Source organism: Actinoplanes sp. NPDC051343, assembly GCF_044455125.1.
Classification (GTDB): Bacteria; Actinomycetota; Actinomycetes; order Mycobacteriales; family Micromonosporaceae; genus Actinoplanes.
Map to the genome: position 1 here is coordinate 1 of NZ_JBITEL010000003.1, position 26,883 is coordinate 26,883.

At 73.8% G+C, this 26,883-nt stretch carries 5 protein-coding genes; 3 read left to right on the forward strand and 2 right to left on the reverse strand.

The window, feature by feature from the left end; translation table 11 throughout:
- Window positions 1-66: 66 nt before the first annotated feature.
- Complete coding sequence (locus tag ACIA5C_RS10695; protein WP_396053112.1) at window positions 67-3,522, forward strand: SDR family NAD(P)-dependent oxidoreductase; 3,456 nt, start codon at window positions 67-69, stop codon at window positions 3,520-3,522.
- A gap of 49 nt (window positions 3,523-3,571) precedes the next feature.
- Here ACIA5C_RS10695 and ACIA5C_RS10700 read toward each other — a convergent pair whose 3' ends face one another.
- Both ACIA5C_RS10700 and rfbA read right to left on the reverse strand, forming a co-directional pair.
- A complete protein-coding gene (locus ACIA5C_RS10700) occupies window positions 3,572-5,026 on the reverse strand; it encodes an AMP-binding protein (RefSeq protein ID WP_396053113.1) in 1,455 nt (484 codons plus the stop codon).
- Between the two features lie 27 nt (window positions 5,027-5,053).
- A complete protein-coding gene (gene rfbA / locus ACIA5C_RS10705; protein ID WP_396053114.1) occupies window positions 5,054-5,938 on the reverse strand; it encodes a glucose-1-phosphate thymidylyltransferase RfbA in 885 nt (294 codons plus the stop codon).
- Window positions 5,939-6,086: 148 nt separating this feature from the next.
- Between rfbA and ACIA5C_RS10710 the strand changes: the two genes are divergently transcribed.
- A complete protein-coding gene (locus tag ACIA5C_RS10710; protein ID WP_396053115.1) occupies window positions 6,087-21,317 on the forward strand; it encodes an SDR family NAD(P)-dependent oxidoreductase in 15,231 nt (5,076 codons plus the stop codon).
- A gap of 13 nt (window positions 21,318-21,330) precedes the next feature.
- Entirely contained in the window at window positions 21,331-26,526 is a 5,196-nt protein-coding gene (locus tag ACIA5C_RS10715) for an SDR family NAD(P)-dependent oxidoreductase (protein WP_396053116.1), read from the forward strand.
- Window positions 26,527-26,883: the final 357 nt, after the last annotated feature.

Genomic DNA, 26,883 nt, shown 5'->3' on the forward strand with positions numbered 1-26,883 from the left:
GGGGTGGCGGCCCGGTTCGGTGGCGGCCGGCGTTTGAATGTGTCGCATGCTTTCCATTCTGGGTTTATGGCTCCGGTGGCGGGTGAGTTCGCGGATGTGGTGGCTGGGTTGGAGTTCGGGGAACCGGCGTTGACGGTGGGTTCCGGGGTGGATGATCCGGCGTATTTCACGGCTCAGCTGACCGGGACGGTCCGCTTCGCCGACAGCGTGGACCGCCTGCACCGGGACGGTGTCCGCCGCTTCCTGGAAATCAGCCCTCGCTCGGTGCTGGGCGCCCTGATCCCGGACTGCGTACCGGAGGAGGTGCTGATCGCGCCGGCTTCCCGCCGCCCGGCCGGCGAGGTGGCCGGCGTGCTCGAGGCGGCCGGCCGGCTGTGGGTCTCCGGTCTCCCGATCCGCTGGACCGCGGTTCTCGACGGCCGCGGCTACCGCTGGGCCGACCTGCCCACCTACGCGTTCGACCACACCCGCCACTGGCTGACGACCCGGGCCTACCTGGCCGACTCCTGGCTGGCCGGCGGCGGGACGCACCCGTTCATCGAGAACTCCACCGATCGGGCCGCGGGGGCGCTCCTGCTGACCGGCCGCCTTTCCGCCTCGTGGCTGGCGGGACACCGGGTCGGCGGCAACGTGCTGGTCCCGGGCACGGCGTTCGTGGAGCTGGCCCTGGCCGCAGGGGCGGCCGCCGGAGCGCCCGAGGTGCGCGAGCTGACCCTGACCGCCCCGCTTCCCTGGGCGCCCGAGGGCGTCGGTGTGCGGGTCACCGTGGATGCTCCCGGAAACTCCGGCAACCTGCCCTTCACGATCCACGCCCGCACCGGCCCGGCCGATGACTGGGCGATCCACGCCACCGGGCTCCTGGCGGCCTCCACCGCCGAGCCGGCCGAACCGTCCGGACCCGCCCGGCCCGGCAGCGGGGAGCCGATCGGCCTGGACGGGTTCTACGAGGAGCTCGCCGAGGCCGGACTTGCCTACGAGGGCGCCTTCCGCGGATTGCGGAGCGCCCGGCGGGACGGGGGCGGCGTCGTCGCGGAGGTCAGCCTGCCCGGAAACCTGAGCGGAGACGGCTTCCACCTGCAGCCCGCGCTCGCCGACGCGGCCCTGCACGCGATCTTCCTGCTTCGCGGCGAGCAGGACGAGGCCGCCCTGCCGCACGTCTGGCGGGACGTGGTCGTCCACGCGCCGGGCGCCACGGCCGTCACCGCACGCGTCGAACCCGCCGGGCCGGACACCTATGCCCTGCACCTCAGCGCGGCCGACGGCACGCCGGTCGCCGAAATCGGGGCGATCGTGCTGCGCCGGACGACCGTGCCGCCGCCGGGAGCCGACGCCCTCTTCCGGCTGGCGTGGCGGCCGCTTCCCGACGTACGCCCGCGCCGCGCCGACGCCGTCGTACACCGGGTCGAGCAGACGGACGTACGCGAGGCCGTCGACGCGGTTCTCGCCCGCCTCCAGGAGCATCTCGACGACCCGCGGCCGCTCGTCGTGCTGACCCGGGGCGACCTGGCCGGTGCGGCCGTCGGCGGCCTGGTGCGTTCGGCGCAGTCGGAGAGCCCCGGGTCCGTCCTGCTGGGCGAGGCGGCCGACGAGAATCTCGTGCTCGGGGCGGGAGAGCCGGAGATCCGAGTGATCGACGGTCAGGTGTTCGTCCCCCGGCTCGTACGGGTCCCAGTGGAACCGGCCGAGGGCGACTTCGTGCCGGGCGGAACCGTTCTGCTGACCGGCGCCGGCGGGGCTCTCGCGCATCACCTGGCCCGGCATCTGGTGGCCGGGCGCGGCGTGAAAGAACTGCTCCTGGCCGGTCGGCGCGGACCCGATGCCCCGGGCGTCGGCACGCTCATCGCCGAACTCGAGCGGCTCGGGGCCCGGGTCACCGCGTACGCCTGTGATCTGTCCGACCGGGACGCGGTCGCGGCGCTGATCGACGGCCGGGACATCACCGGGATCGTGCACACGGCGGGCCTGGTGGACGACGGGATTGTCGCCCTGCTCACGCCGGAGCGGATCGGCCGGGTCTTCGCGCCCAAGGTCGACGCGGTCCGCCACCTGCACGAACTGGCCGGTGACGTCTCGCGCTTCGTGGTGTTCTCCTCTGCGGCCGGCGTGTTCGGCAACCCGGGGCAGGGCAACTACGCGGCCGCCAACGCGTTCCTCGACGCGCTGATGGCCGAGCGTCGTAGCGCGGGCCGGGCCGGGCAGTCCCTGGCCTGGGGACGCTGGGACGAGGGCATGGGCGGCGGGCACGGCGGGCTGACCGTTGCCGAGGGGCTGGCCCTGTTCGACGCGGCCACCGCCCGGGACGAGCCGGTGCTGGTGCCGATCCGACTGGAACGCGGCCGGGACGAGGTGCCCCCTCTGCTGCGGGAAGTCGTCGCGGCACGTGGTCGCGCCGGGCAGGATCCCGATCCGGTAGGCCGGGACTTGGCCGGACTGGATCCGGCCAGGCGTGAGGCGTACCTCCTCGACCTGGTGCGACGGAGGGCGGCCGCCGTGCTCGGTCACGCCGGTCCGGACGACATCGCGCCCGACCGGGACTTCCTGGAGTCCGGCTTCGACTCGCTCACCGCCATGGAGCTGCGGGCCGAACTGAACGCCGCGACCGGGCTGACCCTGCCGTCCATGGTGGTCTTCGACTGCCGGACCGCCCAGGGACTGGCCCGGTTGCTGGCCACCGAGGTGGCACCCGCGCCCGAACCCGCGCCGGACGCGGAGACGCTCAGCGACCTCTTCCGGGTCGCGGTCGCCGGCGGCCTGCTGCAGACCGGACTGACGCTGCTGCGCGCCGCGGCCCAGCTGCGTCCCGAGTTCGCGACCACGGATCGGCTTGACACGGTTCACGGGCCGGTCCGGCTCGCCGAGGGGACGGCCGAGACCATGCTGATCTTCCTCAGTACGCCGATGGCGACGGCCGGCGTCCATCAATACGCGAGGATCGCCGGCCACCTGCGGGGCAAGCGGACCGTGCTGGCGCTGCCGGTGGTCGGTTTCGAGGCGGCGGAACCACTGCCGGCGACCGTCGAGGCGGCTCTCGACGCGATGACCATGTCGGTCGGCCGGGCGGCCGGGGACCGCCCGTACGTGCTGGCCGGCTACTCGTCGGGCGGCCTGTTCGCACAGGCCGTGGCCGGTCGCCTGGAGCGGGAGGGGCACGGGCCGCAGGGCGTGGTGCTCCTGGACACGTACCGGATCGAGGACGACGACAAGGAGGACGTCTTCGGCCGGCTCGCCGCCGGACTCCTCGACGCGGAGTCCGCGTTCGGCGGCTTCACGGCGGCGCGCCTCACCGGGATGAGCCGGTACCTCGACCTCATGCCGGCCGTGCCGCTCGACGACATCGCGACACCGGTGCTGTTCGTGCGGCCGGCCGAGCTGTTCTACACCCCGCAGGACGCGGAACAGGTGTGGCAGGCGGACTGGGACTCGGCCGAGAGCGTGGTGACCGTGCCGGGCAATCACTTCACCCTGGTGGAGGACGACGCGGCGAGCACCGCGGCGGCGATCGAGAGCTGGCTGACCCGATGACGGAGGGGCCGGCGGATGGTTCCGCCGGCCCCTCCAAGTCGTGATCGGGTCAGAGCATGTTCGCGAAGACCTCGCGGGCGCTTTTCCCGTGCAGCGTCAGCGGGAACTCGGCCAGCACCCGGCACACGGACGGAACCTTCGCCGGCTCCAGCCGGGACCGCAGCTCCCGCAGTACGGTCTTGGCGGTCACCTCACCCTCCACGAAGAGCGCGAGGTCGTGCCGGTCCGAGGGCGGCACCGCGGCGGCGGCCAGCACACCCGGAACGTCCATGGCGGCCGCCTCGATCTCCAGGACGCTCATCCGGATGCCCTTGCGTTTGAACATGTCGTCCCGGCGTCCCTGGAAATAGAGATAACCGTCCTCATCGAGGTGGCCGTAGTCGCCGGTACGCAGCAGCCGGCCGGTGCGGCCGAACGTGCGCTCGCTGATCTCGTCCGCGTTCCAGTAACCGGGCATCACGTGGGGGCCGGACACCACGATCTCGCCGATCTCGCCCGGCGGCAGAACCTCGTCGCCCGGGCCGAGGATCGTGACCGTCGTGCCGGGCAGCGGGCGGCCCACCGATCCGGGCCGCTCGAGCTCCTCGTCGGGCGGCATGATGCTGATGCGTTTGCACTCGGTCTGGCCGAACTGGCGTACGACACGAGCGCCCGGGAAGCGCTCGCGAAGCGCCTCCACGATCGAGGGGGACAGGGCGGCCCCGGTGTTGGTGAACATGCGGATCGGCGGCCGGGCGCCGGTGTCCCGCTTGGTGAGGGTGGCGATCATCTTGGCCAGCGACGGCACGATCGGCACGATGGTCGCGGCGGTATCGCGCATGCGCCCGAGCAGGCTCAGGTCCGACTCCTCGCCGGCCAGCACCACCTCGGCGCCTACCGCGCAGGTCATCAGTACCTTGTAGAGCCCGTAGTCCCAGGACATCGGGAACCGGCACAGCACCACGTCGTCGGCGCGGTAGCCGAGCATCGTGGTGATCGCCCGGGTGGCGAAGACGACCTGCGCGTGCGGGCAGACGACCGCCTTGGGCCGGGCCGTGCTGCCCGAGGTGTAGACCAGCGCGGCCACGTCGGACGGCTCGACCGGGACCGGTGCGGCCGCCGGCACCCGGTCCAGCTCGGCGGTCACCTCGGGCAGCGGGCGAACCGGTGCCGAGGTGAGGGCCGTGAACGCGGGCGCCCTCTCCTCGTCGGTGATCACGAGTTCGGGCTTGGCATTGGCCGTCACCCAGGTCAGGTGGTACGGCTTCATGGCCGGGTTGATCGGGACGAAGATCGCTCCCCGCGCGACCGTGCCGAAGAACATCGCGACCAGTTCCCGGGTCGTCGGCAGCTGGACGAGCACTCGGTCACCGGGACTGGCGCCCTGAGCGGACAGCCAGCCGGCGAATCGCCCGGCCTGATCGGCCAGTTCGGCGTACGTCCACGCGCCGGTGGCGTCCCGGACCGCGACCGCGTCCGGTGTCCGCCGAGCGGTTTCGGCCAGAAGATCGTGTATGAGATCCACGGATGCGGCTGCCCTTCGTCGTAGTGGTCAGCCCTGCGGCCGGGCCAGGTCGGCGGCCATGGCTCGGAGGTACTCCCCGTAGTCGTTGCCGCCGTAGCCGGCGGCGAGGCGCTGGCAGGACTCGTGGTCGATGAAGCCCATACGCAGCGCCACCTCTTCGAGGCAGGCGATGCGCAGTCCCTGGCGCTGCTCCATCGTCTGTACGTACTGACTGGCCTGGAGCAGGTTGTCGCGGGTGCCGGTGTCGAGCCACGCGAAGCCTCGGCCGAGGTTGACCAGGCGGGCCCGGCCCTGCCGGAGGTACTCCAGGTTCACGTCGGTGATCTCCAGTTCGCCGCGCGCCGAGGGCCGCAGGTTCTTGGCGATGTCGACCACGTCGCTCGGGTAGAAATAGAGGCCGGTGATGGCCAGGTCGGATCGCGGCCGGACCGGTTTCTCCTCGATCCCGATCAGCCGCCCGGCCGCGTCCAGTTCGGCGACGCCGTAACCCTCCGGATCGTGCACCCTGTAACCGAACAAAACGCAACCGTCGACGTGGGCGGCCTGCTGCACGAGGGTTTGGGAGAAATTGAGTCCGTGGAATACGTTGTCGCCGAGAATCAGGGCGACATTGTCGTCACCGATGTGATCGGCGCCGATCAGGAATGCCTCGGCAATGCCATTCGGCCGGGGCTGCTCGGAGTAATCGATCTTCAGGCCCAGGTGGCTTCCGTCACCCAGAAGAGCCTCGAACATCGGCAGATGAGCACGTGACGAGATGACCAGGATCTCGCTGACACCGGCCAGCATCAGTACCGACAACGGGTAATAGATCATCGGTTTGTCGTAGACCGGCAGCATCTGCTTCGAAATGACTTGGGTAAGCGGTCGTAGCCGCGTGCCGGATCCACCGGCCAGAAGGATTCCCTTCATGGACGACGAAGCTATCAGCCGGCGCGCCCGGTGCGAACCTTTCCGGCCGTTGTTAGGGGCTGTGCATGGGGTAGGGGTTGACAGTAGGAGCGATTCCGAAACTATTTTTTCCAGGTTCGGTGGCCACAGATCCGCGCGGGGTGGGTTGATGAGAAAGACGTCCGATCAGCACGGTCCGGATCTCGCCGGGCTGCCGGCCGGTGAGCAGCATCGGGTGCTTCTCGACCTGGTCCGTGAGCAGGTCGCGGAGGTGCTCGCCGGTATCGACCCGGAGGCGCCACGGGACGCCGACCCGGATCGGCCGCTGCTCGAACAGGGTGTCGGCTCGCTCGGCCTGGTCGCTCTCCAGAGCCGGCTGGCCGAGGCGACCGGCCTGTCCCTGCCGCCGTCGGTCGGATTCGACCACCCCACCCCGGCCCGGCTCGCCACGCATCTGCGCGAGCTGCTCGCCGGGGACACGGCCGGGGAACCGGCGCCCGCCCCGGCCCCGGCGCCGAGCGGCGGTCCGATCGCGATCGTCGGCGTCGGCTGCCGTTTCCCGGGCGGAGTCGGGTCGCCCGAAGACCTGTGGCGAATGCTCGTCGAGGAGCGGAACGCGTTCACCGGCTTCCCCGAGAACCGTGGCTGGGACCTCGGTTCGCTCTTCTCCGACGATCCCGGGACACCCGGCACCACGTACGTGCGCCGCGGCGGCTTCCTGGAGGGAGCCGGCGACTTCGACGCCGCCTTCTTCGGCATCGGGCCGCGTGAAGCGTCCGCAATGGACCCGCAGCAGCGGATCGTGCTGGAGACCGTGTTCGAGGCGCTCGAACGAGCCGGCATCGACCCGGAGTCGTTGCGTGGCAGCCGGTCCGGCGTCTTCGTCGGCGCGGAACCCCAGGACTACGCGATGCGCCTGCACGAGGCGCCGGACGGGCTCGACGCCCACCTGCTCACCGGCAACGCGCCGAGTGTCATCTCGGGCCGGGTCGCGTACACCCTCGGACTGGAAGGCCCGACCCTGACCGTCGACACCGCCTGTTCCGGCTCGCTCGTCGCCCTGCACCTGGCCACCCGTGCGCTCCGGCAGGGCGAATGCGGCCTCGCGCTGGCCGGGGGTGTTGCCGTCATGGGCTCGCCCGGCACGTTCACCGCGTTCAGCCGCCAGCGGGGCCTGGCCCCGGACGGTGTGCCGAAGCCGTTCGCCGAGGCGGCCGACGGCACCGGGTTCGCCGAGGGCGCCGGCATGCTCGTCCTGGAACGGCTCGAAGACGCCCGGCGCAACGGGCATCCGGTGCTGGCCGTGATCGCCGGGTCGGCGGTCAACTCCGACGGCGCCAGCAACGGGCTCACCGCGCCCAGCGGGCGCGCACAGCAGCAGGTCATCCGGCAGGCGCTCGCCGACGCCGGACTCCGGCCCGGCGACGTGCAGGCGGTCGAGGCGCACGGCACCGGCACCGAGCTCGGCGACCCGATCGAGGCGCAGGCGCTGCTCGCCGCGTACGGACCGGACCGGCCGGCCGGCCCGCTGCGGCTGGGGTCGGTCAAGGGCAACCTGGGACACACGCAGGCCGCCGCCGGCGTCGCCGGAGTGGTCAAGATGATGGAGGCGATGCGGCACGGCCTGCTGCCGCGAAGCCTCTGGATCGACGCCCCGACGTCGCGTGTGGACTGGAGCTCGGGTGCGGTCGAGCTGCTCGCCGAGGCCACCCCGTGGCCCGCGGGCGACGCCCCGCGGCGTGCCGGGATCTCGTCGTTCGGCGTGAGCGGCACGAACGCCCACCTCATCCTGGAATCGGCGCCCGAGCACGGGGGCGACCCCCTCGACGAGGACCCGGCGCCGGCCGGGTGGTCGGCCGCCGTCGTCTCGGCCCGCGACGAGGCCGCCCTGCGTGACCAGGCCGCCCGCCTCGCCGACGCGGTCCGGGCCGACGAGCGGATCACCCCGGCCGACCTCGCGCACTCGCTGGCGACGACCCGGGCCACCCATCCGTTCCGGGCCGGGATCGCCGCCCTCGACCGCGACCATCTCCTGCACGAGCTCGCCGCGGTGGCCTCCGGCGAACGGGCGCCCGACCTCGCCGAACCTCTCGGCCCCGCCCTCCTCTTCACCGGGCAGGGCAGCCAGTACCTGCGGATGGGGCGCGAGCTGCACGCCGCCTCCCCGGTGTTCGCCGACGCCTTCGACGACGCCGTCGGCCACCTCGACCTCCAGCTGCCACGCCCGCTGGCCGAGATCCTCGACGGCGACGACCCGGAACCGCTCGACGGGACCGCGTACGCGCAGTCCGCCCTGTTCGCCGTCGAGCTCGGCCTCTATCGGCTGCTGGAGTCGTACGGCGTCCGTGCGGGCTACGTCGCCGGCCACTCGCTCGGCGAGCTGACCGCCGCGCACGTCGCCGGGGTGTTCGACCTGGCCGACGCCGCCCTGCTGGTGGCCACCCGTGGCCGGCTCATGCAGGCGCTCCCCGGAGGCGGCGCGATGGCCGCGGTGGAGGCGTCCGAGGACGAGGTGCGGCCCCTGCTCGGGCCGGACGTCGACGTCGCCGCGATCAACGGGCCCCGGGCGGTCGTGGTGTCGGGATCGGCCGGCGCCGTCACCCGGGTGGCCGCCCATTTCGAGAGCCTGGGTCGCCGCACCAAGCGGCTGCGGGTCAGCCACGCGTTCCACTCGCCGTTGATCGAGCCCATGCTGACCGAGTTCGAGCAGGTCGCGTCGCTGCTCGATCTCCGGGCGCCGAAGATCCCGCTGGTCTCGACCCTGACCGGCGCGATCGCCTCGGCCACCGACCTCACCGCTCCCGGCTACTGGGTGCGGCACGTCCGCGAGGCGGTCCGGTTCCGCGACGCCGTCGGCTGGCTGTCCGCCCACGGCGTACGCACGTTCCTCGAGGTCGGCCCGGATCCCGTGCTGACCGGGCTGGCCGCGGAAATGGACGTGACGGTCGTCCCGACGCTGCGCCGGGGCCGCGATGAGGCCCGCGCGGTCGCCACCGCTGCCGCGACGGTGATGGCGCGCACCCCGTCGGCCGCCACCGATCGGCCCGGCCGCCGAATACCCCTGCCCACCTATCCTTTCCAGCACCGCCGGTTCTGGCTGGCCGACGTGCGCCGGACGGCCGGATCCGATCACCCCCTGCTCGGTGCCCCGGTCGGGGTGGCCGGCACCGGCACGGTCGTGCTGACCGGGATGATGGCCCCCGGGTTCTTCGCCGACCATGTCATCGCCGGGACGAACCTGGTGCCGGGGACCGCCTTCGTCGACCTCGCACTGCGCGCCGCGCAGGAGGCCGGCTGCGGCACGGTCGACGAGCTCGTGCTCGGCACCCCGCTCGCCGCGCCGGCCTCCGGGCAGGTCGCCCTGCAGGTGACGGTCGGTCCCGCCGACCCGGACGGGCGCCGCGAACTGGCCGTCTGGTCCCGCCGGCCGCAGGGGGCATGGACCCGGCATGCGCACGGAACGGCCCGGTCCGGGCACGTACCGCAGGACGTCTCCGACGTCGCATGGCCACCACCCGGGGCCCGGCCGGTCGAGGTCGGCGACCTCTATCCGCGGTTGGCGGCCCAGGGGTACGAGTACGGGCCCGCCTTCCAGGGGCTGCGTCGCGTGTGGAAGACGGCCGGCGCGGCGTACGCCGAAGTCGTGGTGCCCGACGGCGAGCCGGCCGGGTTCGGCCTGCACCCCGCGCTGCTCGACGCGGTTCTCCAGGCCGCCGACTTCGCCCTGCCCGAGCCGGGGACGACGGGCGTCCGGATTCCGTTCTCCTTCGGCGGCGTCACGCTTCACCGGCCGGGCGCCACCATGGTTCGCGCCACCATCACCGCGACCGGACCGGAGACCGTGGCGCTGAGCCTCGCCGACGGGCGCGGCAACCCGGTCGCCACGGTGCTGTCGTTCACGGTCCGCCCGGTCGACGGGGCCGTGCTGCGGGCGGCCGGCCTGGTTCCCGACGACCTGCATGTCGTGCGCTGGCACCCGCGGCCACTCGCCGCCGCCGAGGCGCCCGGCGAGATCGTCCTGCACCACTGCCCGCCGGCCGCCGCGACCGGCGTTCCGGCGGCGGCCCGCGAGGCCGTGGCCGGGGTGCTGGGTGCGATACAGGCGTGGATCGCCGCCGATCACCCGGCCGCCGACCGGCTCGTGGTCGTCACCCGTAACGCCACCGGTGATCACCCCGACCCGGCCCAGGCGCCGGTCTGGGGCCTGGTGCGGGCGGCGCTCGCCGAATACCCGGGCCGGTTCGGGCTCGCCGACGTCGACGGCACGGATGCCTCGGCCGCGGCCCTGGCCGACGCCGCTCGCACCGGCGAGCCCGAGTTCGCGCTGCGCGACGGGCGGCTGCTGGTGCCCCGGCTGGGCCCCGCCGCCCCGGCCGGGCCGGGCGCACCCTGGGATCCGGACGGCACCGTCCTGGTGACCGGTGGAACCGGGGGACTCGGCCGGCTGCTCGTCGAGCACCTCCGGAGCGTCCACGGCGTCCGCCATCTGGTCGTCGCCGCCCGTACGCCCGCCGACATCCCGGGCGCGCGGGTGGTCGCCTGCGACGTGGGCGACCGGGACGCCGTAGGCGCACTGATCGACAGCATCCCCGACGACCGTCCGCTCACCGCCGTCGTGCACGTGGCCGGCGCCATCGACGACGGCGTGATGACCGCGCTGACGCCGGACCGGTTCGAGACCGTGTTCCGGGCCAAGGTCGACGGTGCGTGGCATCTGCACGAGCTGACGCGCGACCGGCCGCTCGCCGCGTTCGTGCTCTACTCGTCCACGGCCTCCCTGATCGACGGGGCCGGCCAGGGCAACTACGCCGCCGCGAACGCGTTCCTGGACGCGCTGGCCGCGTTCCGTGCCGCCGAGGGGCGGCCCGCCACCTCGCTGGCCTGGAACCTCTGGGCGGACGCCGGCGGTATGGGCGCCGGCCTGGACGCCGCCGCGCGGGCCCGGATGGCCCGGTTCGGCCTGCATCCGTTGCCGGCCGACGCGAACCTCGCCCTGCTCGACACCGCGCTGGCCGGTGCCGATCCGGCGGTGGTGCCGATCCGGGTGGACGTGCGGACCTCGCGCACCGATGTCCCGGCCGTGTTGCGTGGCCTCGTTCCGCGGGCCCCCGCGGTCGCGCGAACGCCGGTCCGGCTGGACGCCGAGGCGCTGCTGGACCTGGTACGCGCCGAGGCCGCCGCCGTGCTCGGCCACGACGGCCCCGGGGACGTCCAGCCGGGCCGCGCGTTCCAGGAGATCGGCTTCGACTCGCTCGCCGCGCTCGATCTGCGCAACCGCCTGATCGCCGCCACCGGCCTGCGGCTGGCGCCGACCGTCACGTTCGACTTCCCCAACCCGGCCGCGCTGGCCAGGCACCTGAACGAACTGTCCGGCGGCGCGGCGACGGCCGAGACACGGCCGGTGACAACGGCGAACGACGAGCCGATCGCCATCATCGGCATGGCCTGCCGCTACCCGGGCGGCGTGGAGTCACCCGAGGATCTCTGGCGGCTGGTCCGCGACGGCGGTGACGCCATCGGCGACTTCCCGGACGATCGAGGCTGGACCGTGGAGGGAGCCGGCGGCTTCCTCCACGACGCTCCGCTGTTCGACGCCGGATTCTTCGGCATCTCGCCGCGGGAGGCGCAGGCCATGGATCCGCAGCAGCGGCTGCTGCTGGAGACGGCCTGGGAGACGATCGAACGGGCTGGCCTCGACCCGCACACGTTGCGCGGCAGCGACACCGGGGTGTTCGCCGGCGTGATGTACCACGACTGGGGACTGCGGCTCGGCCCGCTCCCCGAGGACCTGGCCGGCTATCACGGCAACGGGAGCCTCGGCAGCGTCGTGTCGGGCCGGGTCGCGTACGCCCTCGGCCTCGAAGGGCCGGCTGTCACCGTCGACACCGCCTGCTCGTCCTCCCTGGTCGGGCTGCACTGGGCTGCCCAGGCGCTGCGCCACGGCGAATGCGGACTCGCCCTCGCGGGTGGTGTCACCGTGATGTCCACGCCGGACACGTTCATCGACATGCGGCGGCAGGGCGGGCTGGCCCCGGACGGGCGCTGCAAGTCGTTCGGGGCCGGGGCGGACGGCACCGGCTGGAGCGAGGGTGTCGGCCTGCTGCTGCTGGAACGGCTCTCGGACGCCCGCCGCAACGGTCACCGCGTGCTGGGCGTCGTACGGGGTTCGGCGGTCAACTCGGACGGTGCGTCCAACGGGCTGACCGCGCCGAACGGGCCGTCCCAGCAGCGGGTGATCGGGCAGGCGTTGCGGGCGGCCGGCCTGGCTCCGGACGAGGTGGACGCGGTGGAGGGGCACGGTACGGGTACTCGGTTGGGTGATCCGATCGAGGCGCAGGCGTTGCTGGCCACGTACGGTCAGAACCGGCCGGTTGATCGGCCGTTGTGGCTCGGCTCGGTCAAATCGAACCTGGGACACACACAGGCTGCGGCGGGCGTGGCCGGCGTGATCAAGATGGTGCTCGCCATGCGGCACGGCGAGCTTCCCCGCACGCTGCGCGCGGAGACGCCGTCCGGCCAGGTGGACTGGGATGCGGGCGCGGTCCGGCTGCTTCACGAGCCGATCCGGTGGCCGTCGGTGGGCCGCCCGCGCCGGGCCGGTGTCTCCTCGTTCGGGATCAGCGGCACCAATGCCCACGTCATCCTGGAGCAGGGCGACGCCGTTGCGCCGGAGGGCCCGGTGCCGGACCACCCGGCGCCGGACCACCCGGTGCTGCCCTGGCTGATCTCCGGTGCCACGCCGGCGGCGCTGCGGGCCCAGGCCGGGCGGCTCGCCGGCGTGAGCTCCGACGTCCGGACGGCCCGCGCGCTGGCCACCACCCGGGCGCGGCTCGCCTGCAACGCGGTCGTGGTCGCGGCCGGCGACGACGAGCTGGCGGCCGGACTTGCCTCGGTGGACGGCGGACGGACACCGAGGGACGGGAAGCTCGCGTTCCTCTTCACCGGCCAGGGCGCCCAGCGGCCGGGCATGGGGATGGAGCTGCATCGGCACTATCCGGCCTATGCGGCCGCGTTCGACGAGGTCTCGGCCGAGCTGGACCAGCATCTGGACCGGCCGCTGGCCACCGTGCTCGGCGAGGAGGACACGAAGTACGCCCAGCCGGCGCTGTTCGCCGTCGAGGTCGCGCTGTTCCGCCTCCTGGAGTCCTGGGGCGTACGGCCCGACCTGGTGGCCGGACACTCGATCGGCGAGCTGGCCGCCGCGTACGCCGCGGGGGTCTGGTCCCTCCCGGATGCGGCCCGGTTCGTGACGGCTCGCGGACGGCTCATGTCCGAACTCCCCGGCGGCGGTGCGATGGCCGCGATCCGGGCGTCCGAGGCCGAGGTCACGCCGCTGCTCGGCCCGTCCGTGGGCCTGGCCGCCGTGAACGGGCCCGAGTCGGTGGTGATCTCCGGCGAGGCGGACGCGGTCTCGTCGGTGGCGGCCCGATTCCCCGGTTCGCGCCGGCTCTCCGTCTCGCACGCGTTCCACTCCGCGCTCATGACGCCGATGCTGGACGAGTTCCGGGCGGTGGCGGCCGGGCTGACCTTCCACGAACCGCGGATCCCGATCGTCTCCACGGTCACCGGCGAACCCGCCGACCCGGTCACGCCCGACTACTGGGCCGGGCAGATCCGCGAGCCGGTACGGTTCGCCGACGCCGTCCGGAACCTGACCGAGCGCCGCGTCACCACGTTCCTGGAGCTCGGCCCGGACGCGGTGCTGTCGGCTCTCGGGCCTGCCTCATCGGACGGGGACGCCGTTTTCCTCCCGCTGATGCGTCGCGATCACCCCGAGCCGCGAACCCTCGTCCGAGCCCTCGGCGACCTGCACGCGACCGGCGGCACCGTCGACTGGGCCGCCTTCTTCGGGGGCCCGGCCACCCCGGTCGAACTGCCGACCTACGCCTTCCAGCGCAGCCGCTACTGGTGGGACGGCGTCGGCGGCCCGGACGTGCGCGAGGCCGGCCTCGAACCGGTCGCGCACCCGCTGCTCACCGCCGCGATGACCGCGGCCGGCACCGGCGAGGTCACGTTCACCGGTGTGCTGGCCGCGGACGGCCGGTCGTGGATCGGCGATCACCGGGTGCTCGGCCGCGTGTTGCTGCCCGGGACGGCGTACGTCGATCTGCTCCTGACCGCGGCGGCCCACGTCGGCTGCGGCCGGATCGACGAGCTGGTCCTGGAGAGTCCGCTCGTCCCGGCCGCTCGTACGCTGATCCAGGTCGTGCTGAGCGCACCCGGCGCGGCCGGGAGCCGGCGGGCCGCCGTCCACGCCCGCCCGGAGGATGGCGACGCCTGGATCCGGCACGCGACCGGCCGCGTCGGGCCGGCCCGGGCGACGGCCGGTGATCCGGTCGCCTGGCCTCCGGCCGTCCCGGAGATCGCGGTCGACGACGCCTATGCGTTCCTGGCCCGCCGCGGCTACGACTACGGGCCGGTATTCCAGGGCCTGCGCCGGGCCTGGGCCGGCGAGGACGAGCTGTTCGCGGAGGTTGAACTGCCCGCCGACCGGCACGCCGAGGCCGCGCGCTACGCCCTGCATCCGGCGCTGTTCGACGCCGCTATGCACGCCGATCTGCTCGAGCCGGGCGAGACGCTGCTGCCGTTCTCGTTCGCCGGCGTCACCCTGCACGAGCGGGGTGCCACCGGCCTGCGGGTGCACGTCCGCCGGATTCGCGGGGCCGAGGTGTCCGCGATGGAGTTCGCCGACCGTACGGGCCGGCTCGTGCTCACGGTCGAGTCCATGGTGTCCCGGCCGGTCACCGCGACCGCCGCGGCCCTGCACGAGATCGTGTGGGAGCCGGCCGGCCCGGTGTCGCCGGGCCGCCGCCTGGAGTTCTTCCGGGTTCCGACCGGCGACTTCCGGGAGACCACGGGCGCGACCCTCGACGCGGTCCGCGCGTGGCTGCACCAGGACTCGGGCGACCGGCTGGCCGTGGTCACCGACGGCGGGGATCCGTTCCAGGCCGCGGTCTGGGGGCTGGTACGGGCCGCCCAGGCCGAGAGCCCGGGGCGTTTCACGCTGCTGGAGGTGGACGGCGAGCCGGGCGCACTTCCGGACGCACTTCCCGACGAGGACGAGCTGGCGCTGCGGGGTGGCCGTTTCCTGCGCCCGCGTCTCGTCCGCGTCCCCGACCCCGAGCCGGCCGGCAACCCGTGGAACACCGGGACCGTACTGATCACCGGAGGCCTGGGCGGGATCGGTGCTCTGCTGGCCCGCCATCTGGTCGGCAAGCACAGTGCCCGGAGTCTGCTGCTGGCCGGCCGCCGCGGGATGGACACGCCCGGCGCGGCCGAGCTCGTGGCCGGGCTGGAGGCCGAGGTCACGGTCGTCGCCTGCGACGTCACCGACCGGGCGGCGCTGGCCGCTCTTCTGGAGCGCACCGACATCACCGCGATCGTGCACGCCGCCGCCGTGGTCGACAACGGACTGGCCGGCGATCTCGACCGGGAACGGCTCGGTGCGGTGCTGGCCCCCAAGGCGGAGGCGGCCCGGCACCTGCACGAACTGGTCGCCGGCCGGCCGCTGACCGCGTTCGTGATGCTCTCCTCGGCGGCCGGCCAGGTGCTGGCCGCCGGGCAGGCCGCCTACGCGGCGAGCAACGTCGCCCTCGACGCCCTCGCCGTGGAGCGGGCCGCCGGCGGGTTGCCGGCCACCTCGATCGCCTACGGCATGTGGGCGTACGACACCGGGCTGGGCGGAGCACTCACCGACGCCGATCTGGCCCGGATGCGCCGGCTCGGCCTGCCCGCGCTGACCGTGCCGCAAGGCCTCGACGCGTTCGACCGGGCCGTGGCGTCCGGCCGTCCCGTGGTGACCCCGCTCGTCGTGGACCTGGCGTCCCGGACCGATCCGGTGCCCGCGCTGCTTCGCGGCCTGGTCCCGGCCCGGCCCCGGCCGGTGGCCACCACGCCCCGCGCCGAGGTTCCGAAACGTGATCTGCTCGACCTGGTGCGCAGCGAGGCGGCTCGGATCCTCGGCCACCCCGGGCCGGAGGCGATCGAGCCTGGCCGGGCGTTCCGGGACCTGGGTGTCGACTCGCTGGCCGCGGTCGAACTGCGCAACGCACTCGGCGCCGCGACCGGCCTGACCCTGCCCGCCACGCTGGTGTTCGACCAGCCCCACCCGCGGGCGGTGGCGGAACTGCTCAGCGGGATGCTGGCCGGGCCGGCCGCGCCCCGCGACGGAACCACGGCCACGCCCCGCGACGAAACCACGGCCGCGGTGGACGCCGCGGAGCCGATCGCGATCGTCGCGATCAGCTGCCGTTTCCCGGGCGGTGTACGGTCCGCCGAGGATCTGTGGGCGCTGGTCGACCAGGGACGCGACGCGATCGGCGAGTTCCCGTCCGACCGCGGCTGGGACACCGCGGCGCTCCACGATCCGGAGCCTGGGACCCCCGGCCGCACCTACGTGACGAGCGGCGGCTTCCTCTACGACGCCGCCGAATTCGATCCGGAGTTCTTCGGGATCATGCCTCGGGAGGCGCTCGCCATGGACCCGCAGCAGCGGCTCCTGCTCGAGTCCTCGTGGGAGGCGCTGGAGCGCGCGGGCCTGGATCCCCGGGCGGTGCGGGGCAGCCGCACCGGCGTGTACGCGGGCCTGATGTACCACGAGTACGGCAGCCGCCTGCGCGAGGTACCCGACGACCTCTCCGGCTATCTGGGCAACGGCAGCGCGGGCAGCATCGCGTCGGGCCGGGTCGCGTACGTGCTCGGCCTGGAAGGACCGGCCGTCACCGTCGACACCGCCTGCTCGTCCTCGCTGGTCGCGATGCACATGGCCGGTCAGGCCCTGCGCGCGGGCGAGATCGACCTGGCGCTGGCCGGCGGTGTCACGGTGATGCCCGACCCGGACATCTTCGTCGACTTCAGCCGTCAGCGCGGGCTCGCCCCGGACGCGCGGTGCAAGGCGTTCGCCGCGGCCGCCGACGGTACGGCCTGGGCGGAGGGCATCGGCATCCTGGTCCTGGAACGGCTGTCGGACGCCCGCCGTAACGGGCACCCGGTGCTCGCCGTGGTCCGGGGGAGCGCGGTCAACAACGACGGTGCGTCCAACGGGCTGACCGCGCCGAACGGGCCGTCCCAGCAGCGGGTGATCGGGCAGGCGTTGCGGGCGGCCGGCCTGGCTCCGGACGAGGTGGACGCGGTGGAGGGGCACGGTACGGGTACTCGGTTGGGTGATCCGATCGAGGCGCAGGCGTTGCTGGCCACGTACGGTCAGAACCGGCCGGTTGATCGGCCGTTGTGGCTCGGCTCGGTCAAATCGAACATCGGTCACGCGCAGGCCGCGGCCGGCGTCAGCGGCGTCATCAAGATGGTGATGGCACTGCGGAACGGCCGGCTCCCGCGAACGCTGCACGTGGACGAACCCAGCCCCCAGGTGGACTGGAGCGCGGGCGCGGTACGGCTGCTCACCTCGCCCGTCCCGTGGCCGGTCACCGGCCGGCCGCGCCGTGCCGCTGTCTCGTCGTTCGGGCTGAGCGGTACCAACGCGCACGTTGTGCTGGAGGAGGCGCCGGCGACGGAACCGGTCGATGCCGGCCCGGACACTCTGCCGATCGTGCCGCTGGTCCTGTCGGCCGCCGGGCACAACCTGCCCGAGCAGGCCGCGGCGTTGCTGGAGCAGTTGGAGGCACGGCCGGAACAGCGGCTGGCCGACGTGGCGTACGCCCGTGCGACCTCCCGCAGTGCGCTGCGCCACCGGGCCGTGGTCCTGGCCGCCGACCGTGCCGGCGCGCTGGCCGGGCTGGCGGCGCTGGCGTCCGGAAACACCGTGCCCGGCGTCGTCACCGGCGTCGTCGCGCCTATGGAGGCCGCGCCCGCCTTCCTCTTCTCCGGGCAGGGCGGCCAGTGGCCCGGTATGGGTCATGACCTCTACCGCGATCATCCGGTGTTCGCCGACGCCCTCGACGAGGTCTTCGCGCTGCTCGATCCAGGGCTGCGCGACGTCATGTTCGCCGAGCCCGGTACCGCCACCTCGGCGCTGCTCGGCGCCACCCGTTGGACCCAGCCGGCCATCTTCGCCCTTCAGGTGGCCATGTGCCGTCTGCTCGAGTCGTGGGGCCTGACGCCGGGGGCCTGTCTCGGGCACTCGATCGGTGAGATCGCCGCGGCCCACGTCGCGGGCGTCCTCGACCTGGCCGACGCCTGCGCGATGGTCACCGCCCGGGGCGCCCTGATGCAGGCGCTGCCGGAGGGCGGTGCCATGGTCTCGATCCAGGCCACCGAGGACGAGGTCACACCGTTGCTCGGCCCGTCGGCCGGCCTGGCCGCGATCAACGGGCCGCGGTCGATCGTGGTGTCGGGGGATCGGGCGGCGGTCGAGGAGATCGCGCTGCGGTTCCGGGCCGAGGGTCGCAAGGTCACCTACCTGGACGTGTCACACGCCTTCCACTCGCCGCTGATGGCGCCGATGACCGAGGAGTTCCGCGCGGTGGTCGAGCGACTCGCCTTCCACGAACCATGCGTCCCCATCATCACGGACGGCGACGTCACCTCCCCGGAGTACTGGGTCCAGCACATCCTGCGCCCGGTGAGGTTCGAGGCCGGCGTACGCCGCCTGGCCGCCGGACCCTGCCTCGAGATCGGCCCTGACGGGGTGCTCGCCGCCCTGGCCGCCGCGATCCGCGGCGAGGAACTGGCCGTGCCGGCCCAGCGCCGGGACCGTCCCGGCTCGGCCGTGCTGCTCGACGCCCTCGCCCGGCTGCACGTCGCCGGGGCCGGACCGGACTGGGCCGCCTACCTCGCGCCCGACCACCCGCACCGGGTCGACCTGCCCCCGTACCGGTTCGAGCGCCACCGGTTCTGGCTCGACGCCGGCCCCGAGGCCTCCGGCGACCCGGCCGGGCTGGGCCAGACCCCGGCCGGCCACCCGCTGCTCTCGTCCGTGGTCCCGGCCCCCGGCGAGGACACCGTGACCCTGACCGGCCGGCTCGCCGTTGCCACCCACCCGTGGCTCGCCGACCACGACGTCCTCGGCACGGTTCTGTTGCCCGGCACCGGCTATGTCGAGCTGGCGGTCCGGGCCGGCGAGGAGGTCGGCTGCGACCTGGTCGAGGAGCTCACCATCGAGGCGGTGATGCCGCTGCCGCCGCGCGGCGGGGTGGCCGTCCAGACCGTGGTCGGCGCCGCCGACCCCCGGGGCCGCCGCACGTTCGTCGTCTATTCGCGCCCCGAGACCGCGACGTCCTGGTCGCGCAACGCCTCCGGTGTCCTCGGCCCGGACGGCGCCGAGGTTCCGCCTCCGGTCCTGCCGGACGCGACCTGGCCGCCGCCCGGCGCCGAGCCGGTGGACATCAGCGGCGTCTACGACTATCTGACCAGCCAGGGCTACGGCTACGGCCCGATGTTCCGCGGCCTGCGGGGCATCTGGCTGCGGGGCGAGGAGACGTTCGCCGAGGTCGCACTGCCCGACGGCGCCGCCGCGACCGGCTTCCGGCTGCATCCGTCGATCCTGGACGCCGCGCTGAGCGCCACCGACTTCATGTACGGCCGCCGGCCCCAGGACGTCGGTGGCACCCAGCTGCCGTTCGCCTGGGCCGGAGTGACCCTGCACGCGACCGGCGCCACCCGGCTGCGGGTACGGATCACCGCGGCGCCCGCGGCCGGCCCCGGATCGGACGCCGTACGCCTGGAGTTGTTCGACCCGGCCGGCCGTCCGGTGGCCACCGTCGGGTCGCTCGTGGTCCGACCGGTCACCGCCACACGGGTGAATCAGGCCGCGGCCGCGATCGGCGGACGGCACGACGCGCTCTACCTGCCGGCCTGGCAGCAACTGCCGCTGGGGGCGGCGATCCACGCCGCACCCGACCCGGAGGTAACCGTCCTGCGTACGCCGAAGGGCGACCTCCGCGACGTGCTCGCCGGGGTGCTGAGCGCGATCCGCGAGCTGCCGGCGCGCGGACGTCTGCTCGTGTGCACCCTCGACGCCACGGCGGACGTCCCGGATCCCGCGCAGGCCGCGGTCTGGGGTCTGGTCCGGGCCGCCGCCGAGGAGATGCCGGACCGGTTCATCCTGGTCGACACCGACGGTACGGCCGAGGCGGACCGTCTCCTGCCCGCGGTGACCGCCACCGGGGTGACCGAGGCTGCGATCCGGGGGAGCAAAGTACGCGTGCCGCGGCTGGCACCGGCTCCCCGCCGGCCGGCCACGCCGGTGGTCTGGCCCGCCGACCGCGCGGTCCTGATCACGGGTGGAACCGCCGGCCTCGGGGCGCTCATCGCGCGGCACCTGGTCGCCGAGCACGGCGTCCGGCGGCTGTTGCTGGTCAGCCGGCGCGGCCCGGCGGCCCCGGGCGCGGCCGAACTGGTGGCCTCGCTGGACGCCGAGGTCACCGTCGCCGCGTGCGACGTCGGCGACCGGGACGCCCTCGCCCGCCTGCTCGACGAGCACCCCGTCGGCGCCGTCGTGCATGCGGCCGGAGTCATGGACAACGCCCTCGCCGGCGACCTCACTGAGGACCAGATGGAGGCGGTGCTGCGGCCCAAGGCCGACGCCGCCCGGCACCTGCACGAGCTCACCGCGGACCGGAACCTGACCGCATTCGTGCTGATGTCGTCCTGCGCGGGCCTGCTGGTCGGGGCCGGTCAGGCCAACTACGCGGCCGCCAACCGCTATCTGGACGCGCTCGCCGTCGCACGCCGGGCCGCGGGACTGCCCGCGACCGCGCTGGCGTTCGGCCTCTGGCGGGAGCGGACCGCGCTGGGTGGCGGCGTCACCGACGAGGATCTGCGCCGGATGAGCCGGCTCGGCCTGCCCGCGCTGGACACCACCGACGCGCTGACCCTGTTCGACGAGGCGCTCGCCCTGGACGAGCCGGTCGTGGTGCCGATCCGGATCGAGCCGGCCACCGATGAGCGGCGGCCGGCGCTGCTGGCCGGCCTGGGTGCGCCGGTCCCGACCCGCCCGCAGCCGGCGGCGCCGGCTCCGGCCACCGGGCTGGCCGCGAGGCTCGAGGCCCTGGACGACGGTGGCCGCCGCCGTGCGGTCGCCGAGGTGGTACGTGCCGAGGTCGCCGCCGTTCGCGGGAACGATCCGGCCGAGGCCGACATGACCCGGGGCTTCACTGAACTCGGCCTGGACTCGCTGGCCGCGATCGACCTGCGTAACCGGCTCCAGACCGCGACCGGCCTGCGGCTGCCCGCCACCATGATGTTCGACTACCCGTCCCCGGCCGTGCTGTCGGACTTCCTCCTCGCCGAGTTGAGCGAGGAGTTCGCACCCGATGCCCCGGCACCCGATCCCCCGGCGGACGAGGCCGCGGTACGCGCGGCGCTGACCGGCATCCCGCTCCAGCGGCTGCGCGAGAGCGGCCTGCTCGACCGGCTGCTCGAGATGGCGAACCCGGCGCCGGTCCCGGTCGAGGAGATGTCGGTGGACGACCTGGTCCGCGCCGCGCTGGCCGCCGACGAGTGAACGAGAGGCTGTCATGGAGAACTCGGTCAATCAGATCGTCGAGGCGCTGCGCCGGTCGGTACGCGACAACGAGAACCTGCGCCGGGCCGCACGTGAGCCGCTCGCCATCGTCGGCATGGCCTGCCGCTATCCCGGTGGAGTCACCTCACCCGAAGAGCTGTGGGAGCTGGTCGAGGCGGGCGGTGACGCGGTCACGCCGTTCCCGGACGACCGGGGCTGGGACGTCGTCGGCACCTACGACCCGGAGCCCGGAAAGCCCGGCCGCACGATCACCCGCGAGGGCGGATTCATCGAGAACCTTGCCGACTTCGACCCGGAGTTCTTCGGTATCTCACCGCGCGAGGCCCTGGCCATGGATCCCCAGCAGCGGGTTCTGCTGGAGGTGGCGTGGGAGGCGGTCGAACGGTCCGGAATCGAGGCGCGTTCGCTGCGCGGCAGCCGGACCGGGGTCTTCGCGGGTGTGATGTACCACGACTACGGCCCGGGCACGAGCGACGGCAGCATCGTGAGCGGCCGGATCGCCTTCCACCTGGGTCTGGAGGGACCGGCCGTCACCGTCGACACCGCCTGCTCGTCATCATTGGTCGCCCTGCACTGGGCCGGCCAGGCGCTGCGCCGGGGCGAGTGCGACCTGGCCCTGGTCGGCGGCGTGACCGCGATGACCACGATGGACATGTTCGTCTACTTCAGCGGTCAGCGCGGGATGGCGGCCGACGGGCGGTGCAAGTCCTTCTCCGCCGCGGCCGACGGCACCGGCTGCTCGGAGGGGGCCGGCCTCGTCGTACTGGAGCGGCTCTCCGACGCCCGGCGCCACGGCCACCGGGTCCTGGCCGTGGTCACCGGCAGCGCGGTCAACTCGGACGGTGCGTCGAGTGGCCTGACCACTCCGAACGGGCCCTCCCAGCAGCGTGTGATCAGGGCGGCGCTGGCTTCGGCCGGGCTCGCGCCGGCCGATGTCGACGCGGTCGAGGCCCACGGCACCGGCACGCGGCTCGGCGATCCGATCGAGGCTCAGGCGATCCTCTCGACGTACGGGAAGGACCGTCCCGCCTCGCTCTCCCCGCTCCTCCTCGGCTCGGTCAAGTCCAATCTCGGCCATACGCAGGCAGCGGCCGGAGTCGCCGGGATCATCAAGATGGTCAAGGCGATCGAGCACGGCGTCCTGCCCCGGATCGTGCATCTCACCGAACCGACCCCGCACGTCGACTGGAGCGCCGGGCCGGTGAGCCCGCTGACCGGGACCGTCCCGTGGCCCTCGCACGGTCGTCCGCGCCGCGCCGCGGTGTCGTCGTTCGGGATCAGCGGCACCAACGCCCACGTGATCATCGAGCAGGCCCCGGCCGCCGAACCCGGCCGCTCGGGCAGCGAGCGGCGGCCGGTCGTGCCGTGGCTGGTCTCGGGCCGGACGCCGGCGGCCCGCGACGCCCGGCTGGCCCGGCTGCCGGCCGCCGGATCGAGGCCGGCCGGGCCGGCAGCGTCCGACGTCGCATTCGCGCTCTGGTCGACGAGGACCGCCTTCGAGCACCGCGCCGCCGTCGTCGGCCGCGACGTCGCCGATCTGCGAGGTGCGCTCGAGGCGCCTCTGCTCGGGGACGCCTCCGAGCCCCGGACGGCGTTCCTCTTCGGCGGCCAGGGCGCCCAGCGGGCCGGTATGGGGGAGGGCCTGCGGCGTGCCTTTCCGGTCTATGCGACCGCGTTCGACGAGGTCTGCGCCGAGATCGACCGGCACCTCACCGCGCCCGTGGCGGAGATCATCCGTACCGGCGGTCCCGCGCTCGACCGGACCGAGTTCACCCAGGCCGCCCTCTTCACGCTCGAGGTGGCCACGTTCCGCCTGCTCGAATCGTGGGGGATGCGGCCCGACCACGTGGCCGGTCATTCGATCGGCGAGATCGCGGCGGCCCACGTGGCCGGGGTGTTCACCCTGCCCGACGCCTGTGCGCTGATCGCCGCGCGGGGGCGGCTCATGCAGGCGCTGCCCGAGGGCGGCGCGATGGCCTCGGTGCGCGCCTCGGCCGAGGAGGTGCGAGCCGTCCTGCCCGGCGGGGCGGTCATCGCCGCGATCAACGGGCCGCGGGCCGTCGTCGTGTCCGGTACGGCCGAGGCCGTTCAGGCCGTGGGTGGCCGGCAGCTGCGGGTCTCGCACGCGTTCCACTCCCCGCTGATGGAGCCCATGCTCGACCGTTTCCGGACCGTGCTCGACGGGCTCACCCCGGGCCCGATGCGCATCCCGGTGGTTTCCACCCGGACCGGATCCCCGGTGACCGCCGAGGAGCTGGGTTCGGCCGACCACTGGATACGCCACGCGGTGGAACCGGTCCGGTTCCTCGACGCCGTACGGCGGTTGCGTGAACTCGGCACCGGCACGTTCGTGGAGATCGGGCCGGACGCGACGCTCAGCACGCTGGGCGAGTCCTGCGTCGAGGGCGCCGCATTCGTGCCGGTGCTGCGGCGCGAGGGCGATGAGGAACATCACGCCGTCACGGCGGCGGCGACCGCCTACGTACGCGGCGTGCCCGTCGACTGGTCGGCGTTCTTCACCGACCGCCCGTACGCCCACGTCGACCTGCCCACCTACCCCTTCCAGCGGCGGCGGTTCTGGTCCGACGAGCATGCGGCCGGCCACCCCGGCCCGTCGCTCTCCGGTTCGCCGGCCGCCGGGCACCCGCTGCTCGGCGCGGCGATCGCGAACCCGGCCGACGACGGGATGATCTTCACCGGGCGGCTCTCGCCCGGCAGCGCTCCCTGGTTCGCCGACCACCGCATGCTCGGATCGGTGGTGCTTCCCGGTACGGCGCTGGTCGAGCTGGCCTGCTGGTCCGGTGCCCGCTGCGGGAAACCGGTGCTGGCCGAGCTCGTGCTGTCGGCGCCGATGGCGGTGCCCGCGCTCGTCGACGTACGGGTGGCTGTGAGCGGGGACGGCCGGGTGAGCATCCATTCCCGCCCGGCCGGCGACGAGTCCGGGCCGTGGACGAGGCACGCGACCGGTACGGTCACCGCCGACGAGCCCGCGCCCGGACTCGAGATCGGGCCGTGGCCACCCGCCGCCGAGCCGGTCCCCGTCACCGGGGTCTACGACGAACTCGCCGGCCGTGGCTATGCCTACGGCCCGTCGTTCCGGGCCCTCACCGCACTCTGGCGTTCCGGTGACGACACCTATGCCGAGCTCGAACTGCCCGGCGTGCTGGCCGCCGACACCGGATACGACCTCCACCCGGCGCTCTTCGACGCCGTGCAGCACGGCGGGATGGTGACGGCGGGCGACGAGAGCGGGGTCATGCTCCCCTACGCGCTCGCCGGTGTACGGATCGCCGCTCCCGGTGCCACCTGGCTGCGGGTGCGGATCCGGCGCCACGACGGCGACCGGGTGTCCATCGCGATCGCGGATGCGGACGGTCGGCCGGTCGCCCAGGTCGGCGAGCTGGTCTCGCGGGCCGCCGGTGCGGTCGAGGTGGCCGCGGCCGGCGGCACCGGCTTGTTGCTGAGGCTGGACCGGGTGCCGTGCCCCGAAGGTCCGCCGATCGGGGAACACGAGATCGTGACGGTGGAGACGGGTGACCTGGCCACGACGGCCGCCTGGGCCCTCGAGACGGTTCAGGAGCGGATCGCGAGGCCCGGCCCGCTCAGCGTGATCGTCACCCGGGGCGCGGACGTCGATCCCGCGCAGGCCCTGGTCCGGGGTCTGGTCCGGTCGGCCCAGCTGGAGAACCCGGGACGCTTCCTCCTCGTGGACACCGACGGCAGCCGGCCGGACGACGAGCTGCCGGCCGGGGAGCTGTCGCTGCCGGCGGGGGAGACCGAACTATTCGTACGCGAGGGCCGGCTGCTCACGTCGCGCCTGGTCCGGCTGCCGGCGTCCGGTGGAAGCGGTGGCGGCTTCGGAGACGGGACCGTACTGATCACCGGTGGCACGGGCGGGCTGGGCGCCCTCACGGCTCGCCACCTCGCACGGCACCATGGCGTACAGGACATGCTCCTGATCAGCCGGCGGGGGACCGCCGCGCCCGGGGCGGACGTCCTGGCCGCCGAGTTGACCGCTTCAGGCGTACGAGTGGAGATCGCCGCCTGCGATGCGGCCGACCGTCCCGCTCTCGCCGCGCTGCTGGCCGGTCGGGCGCTGACCGCGGTCGTGCACCTGGCCGGTGTCCTCGACGACGGCGTGCTGACCTCGCTCGACCGGTCCCGCCTCATGCCGGTACTGCGGGCCAAGGCCGTCGCCGCCGAACACCTGGACGAACTGACCCGCGACCAGCCTCTGTCGGCGTTCGTGCTGTTCTCGTCGGTCGCCGGTGCCCTGGGCGCGGCCGGTCAGGCGGCTTACGCGGCGGCGAACGCGGCCCTGGACGCGATCGCGTGCCGACGCCACGCACTCGGCCGGCCCGCGGTCGCGATCGCGTGGGGGCCCTGGGCGGAGAACAGCGGGATGACCGCCGGCCTGACCGACCGTGACCGGTCGCGGATGGCCCGGGCCGGGATCGGCGCCCTGTCCACCGAGGAGGGCCTGGCCCTGCTCGATCTGGTGATGGCCGGTCCGGAACCGGCGGTCGTGGCGGCCCGGCTCGACCTGCGTGCGATGGACTCGGAGCAGCCGGTGTTCCGGACTCTGCTCGCAACCGGGGCGGCCGGAACTGGGGTAGCCGGAACCAGGGCGGCTGAGGCCCGGGGCGATCGAGGGCCGGCCGGCGGGAGATCGCCGCTGGCCGCGCGCTTTGCCGGCGTGTCCTCGATGCCGCCCGCCCGTCGCCGCGAGGAGCTCCGGGCATTCGTGCTCGACGAGGCCGCGGCGGTGCTCGGATACGGCGACGGGAGCGACCTCCCGGCCCGGCGGGGCTTCCTCGATGCGGGCTTCGACTCCGTCTCCGGCCTGGAGCTGCGTAACCGGCTCGCCGCGGCCACGGGAACCACCCTGCCGGCCACCCTCATCTTCGACGCTCCGACCCCGGAAGCGGTCACCGAGCTGCTCGACGGCTTGCTCGCGCCGCCGCCGGCCGCGCTGCTCGACCGGGAGCTGACCGCGGTTCGCGACACCCTCGAGGCCGCGTTGAGCTCGGGCCCGGACGCCGAGCAGCACCGTCGGATCACCGACCACATCCAGTCCCTGGCCGCTCGCTGGGCGGAACGCGAATCGCCTCCGGAGAAGGACGGCGACATTGCCTCGGCGAGCGCCGGCGAGCTCTTCGACATCCTCGACCGCGAACTGCGTGCCTAGTCGCGCGTCAGTGCCCCTAAGTCTCGTAGTGGTCGGGTTAGGGGCCGGATCCGAAGTGGATCGTTGTCCAGGGCGTTCGTCGGCTCGGTGCCGCGTCGAGGGGTGAATTTCGGTCGTCCGCTCTTTGCCGACGCTGCCTATATAAACGTATGTACATCTGGCCGGCGTCCGGCGTGACTGAATGTGAGAGACGTGCGACGGCACTCGCGCCGGCGACGTCGGATCGTTCACTTCGGGTCGTGCGTCGCATTAGTCCATTTGGCCGCAGGGCGTGCAGTAGCGCTGCATGTTCACGTTCCGTGAGCGTCGGGCGCTGCCTCGCGGTAAGTTTCCGTGCTCTGGTGACACTGGGTTATT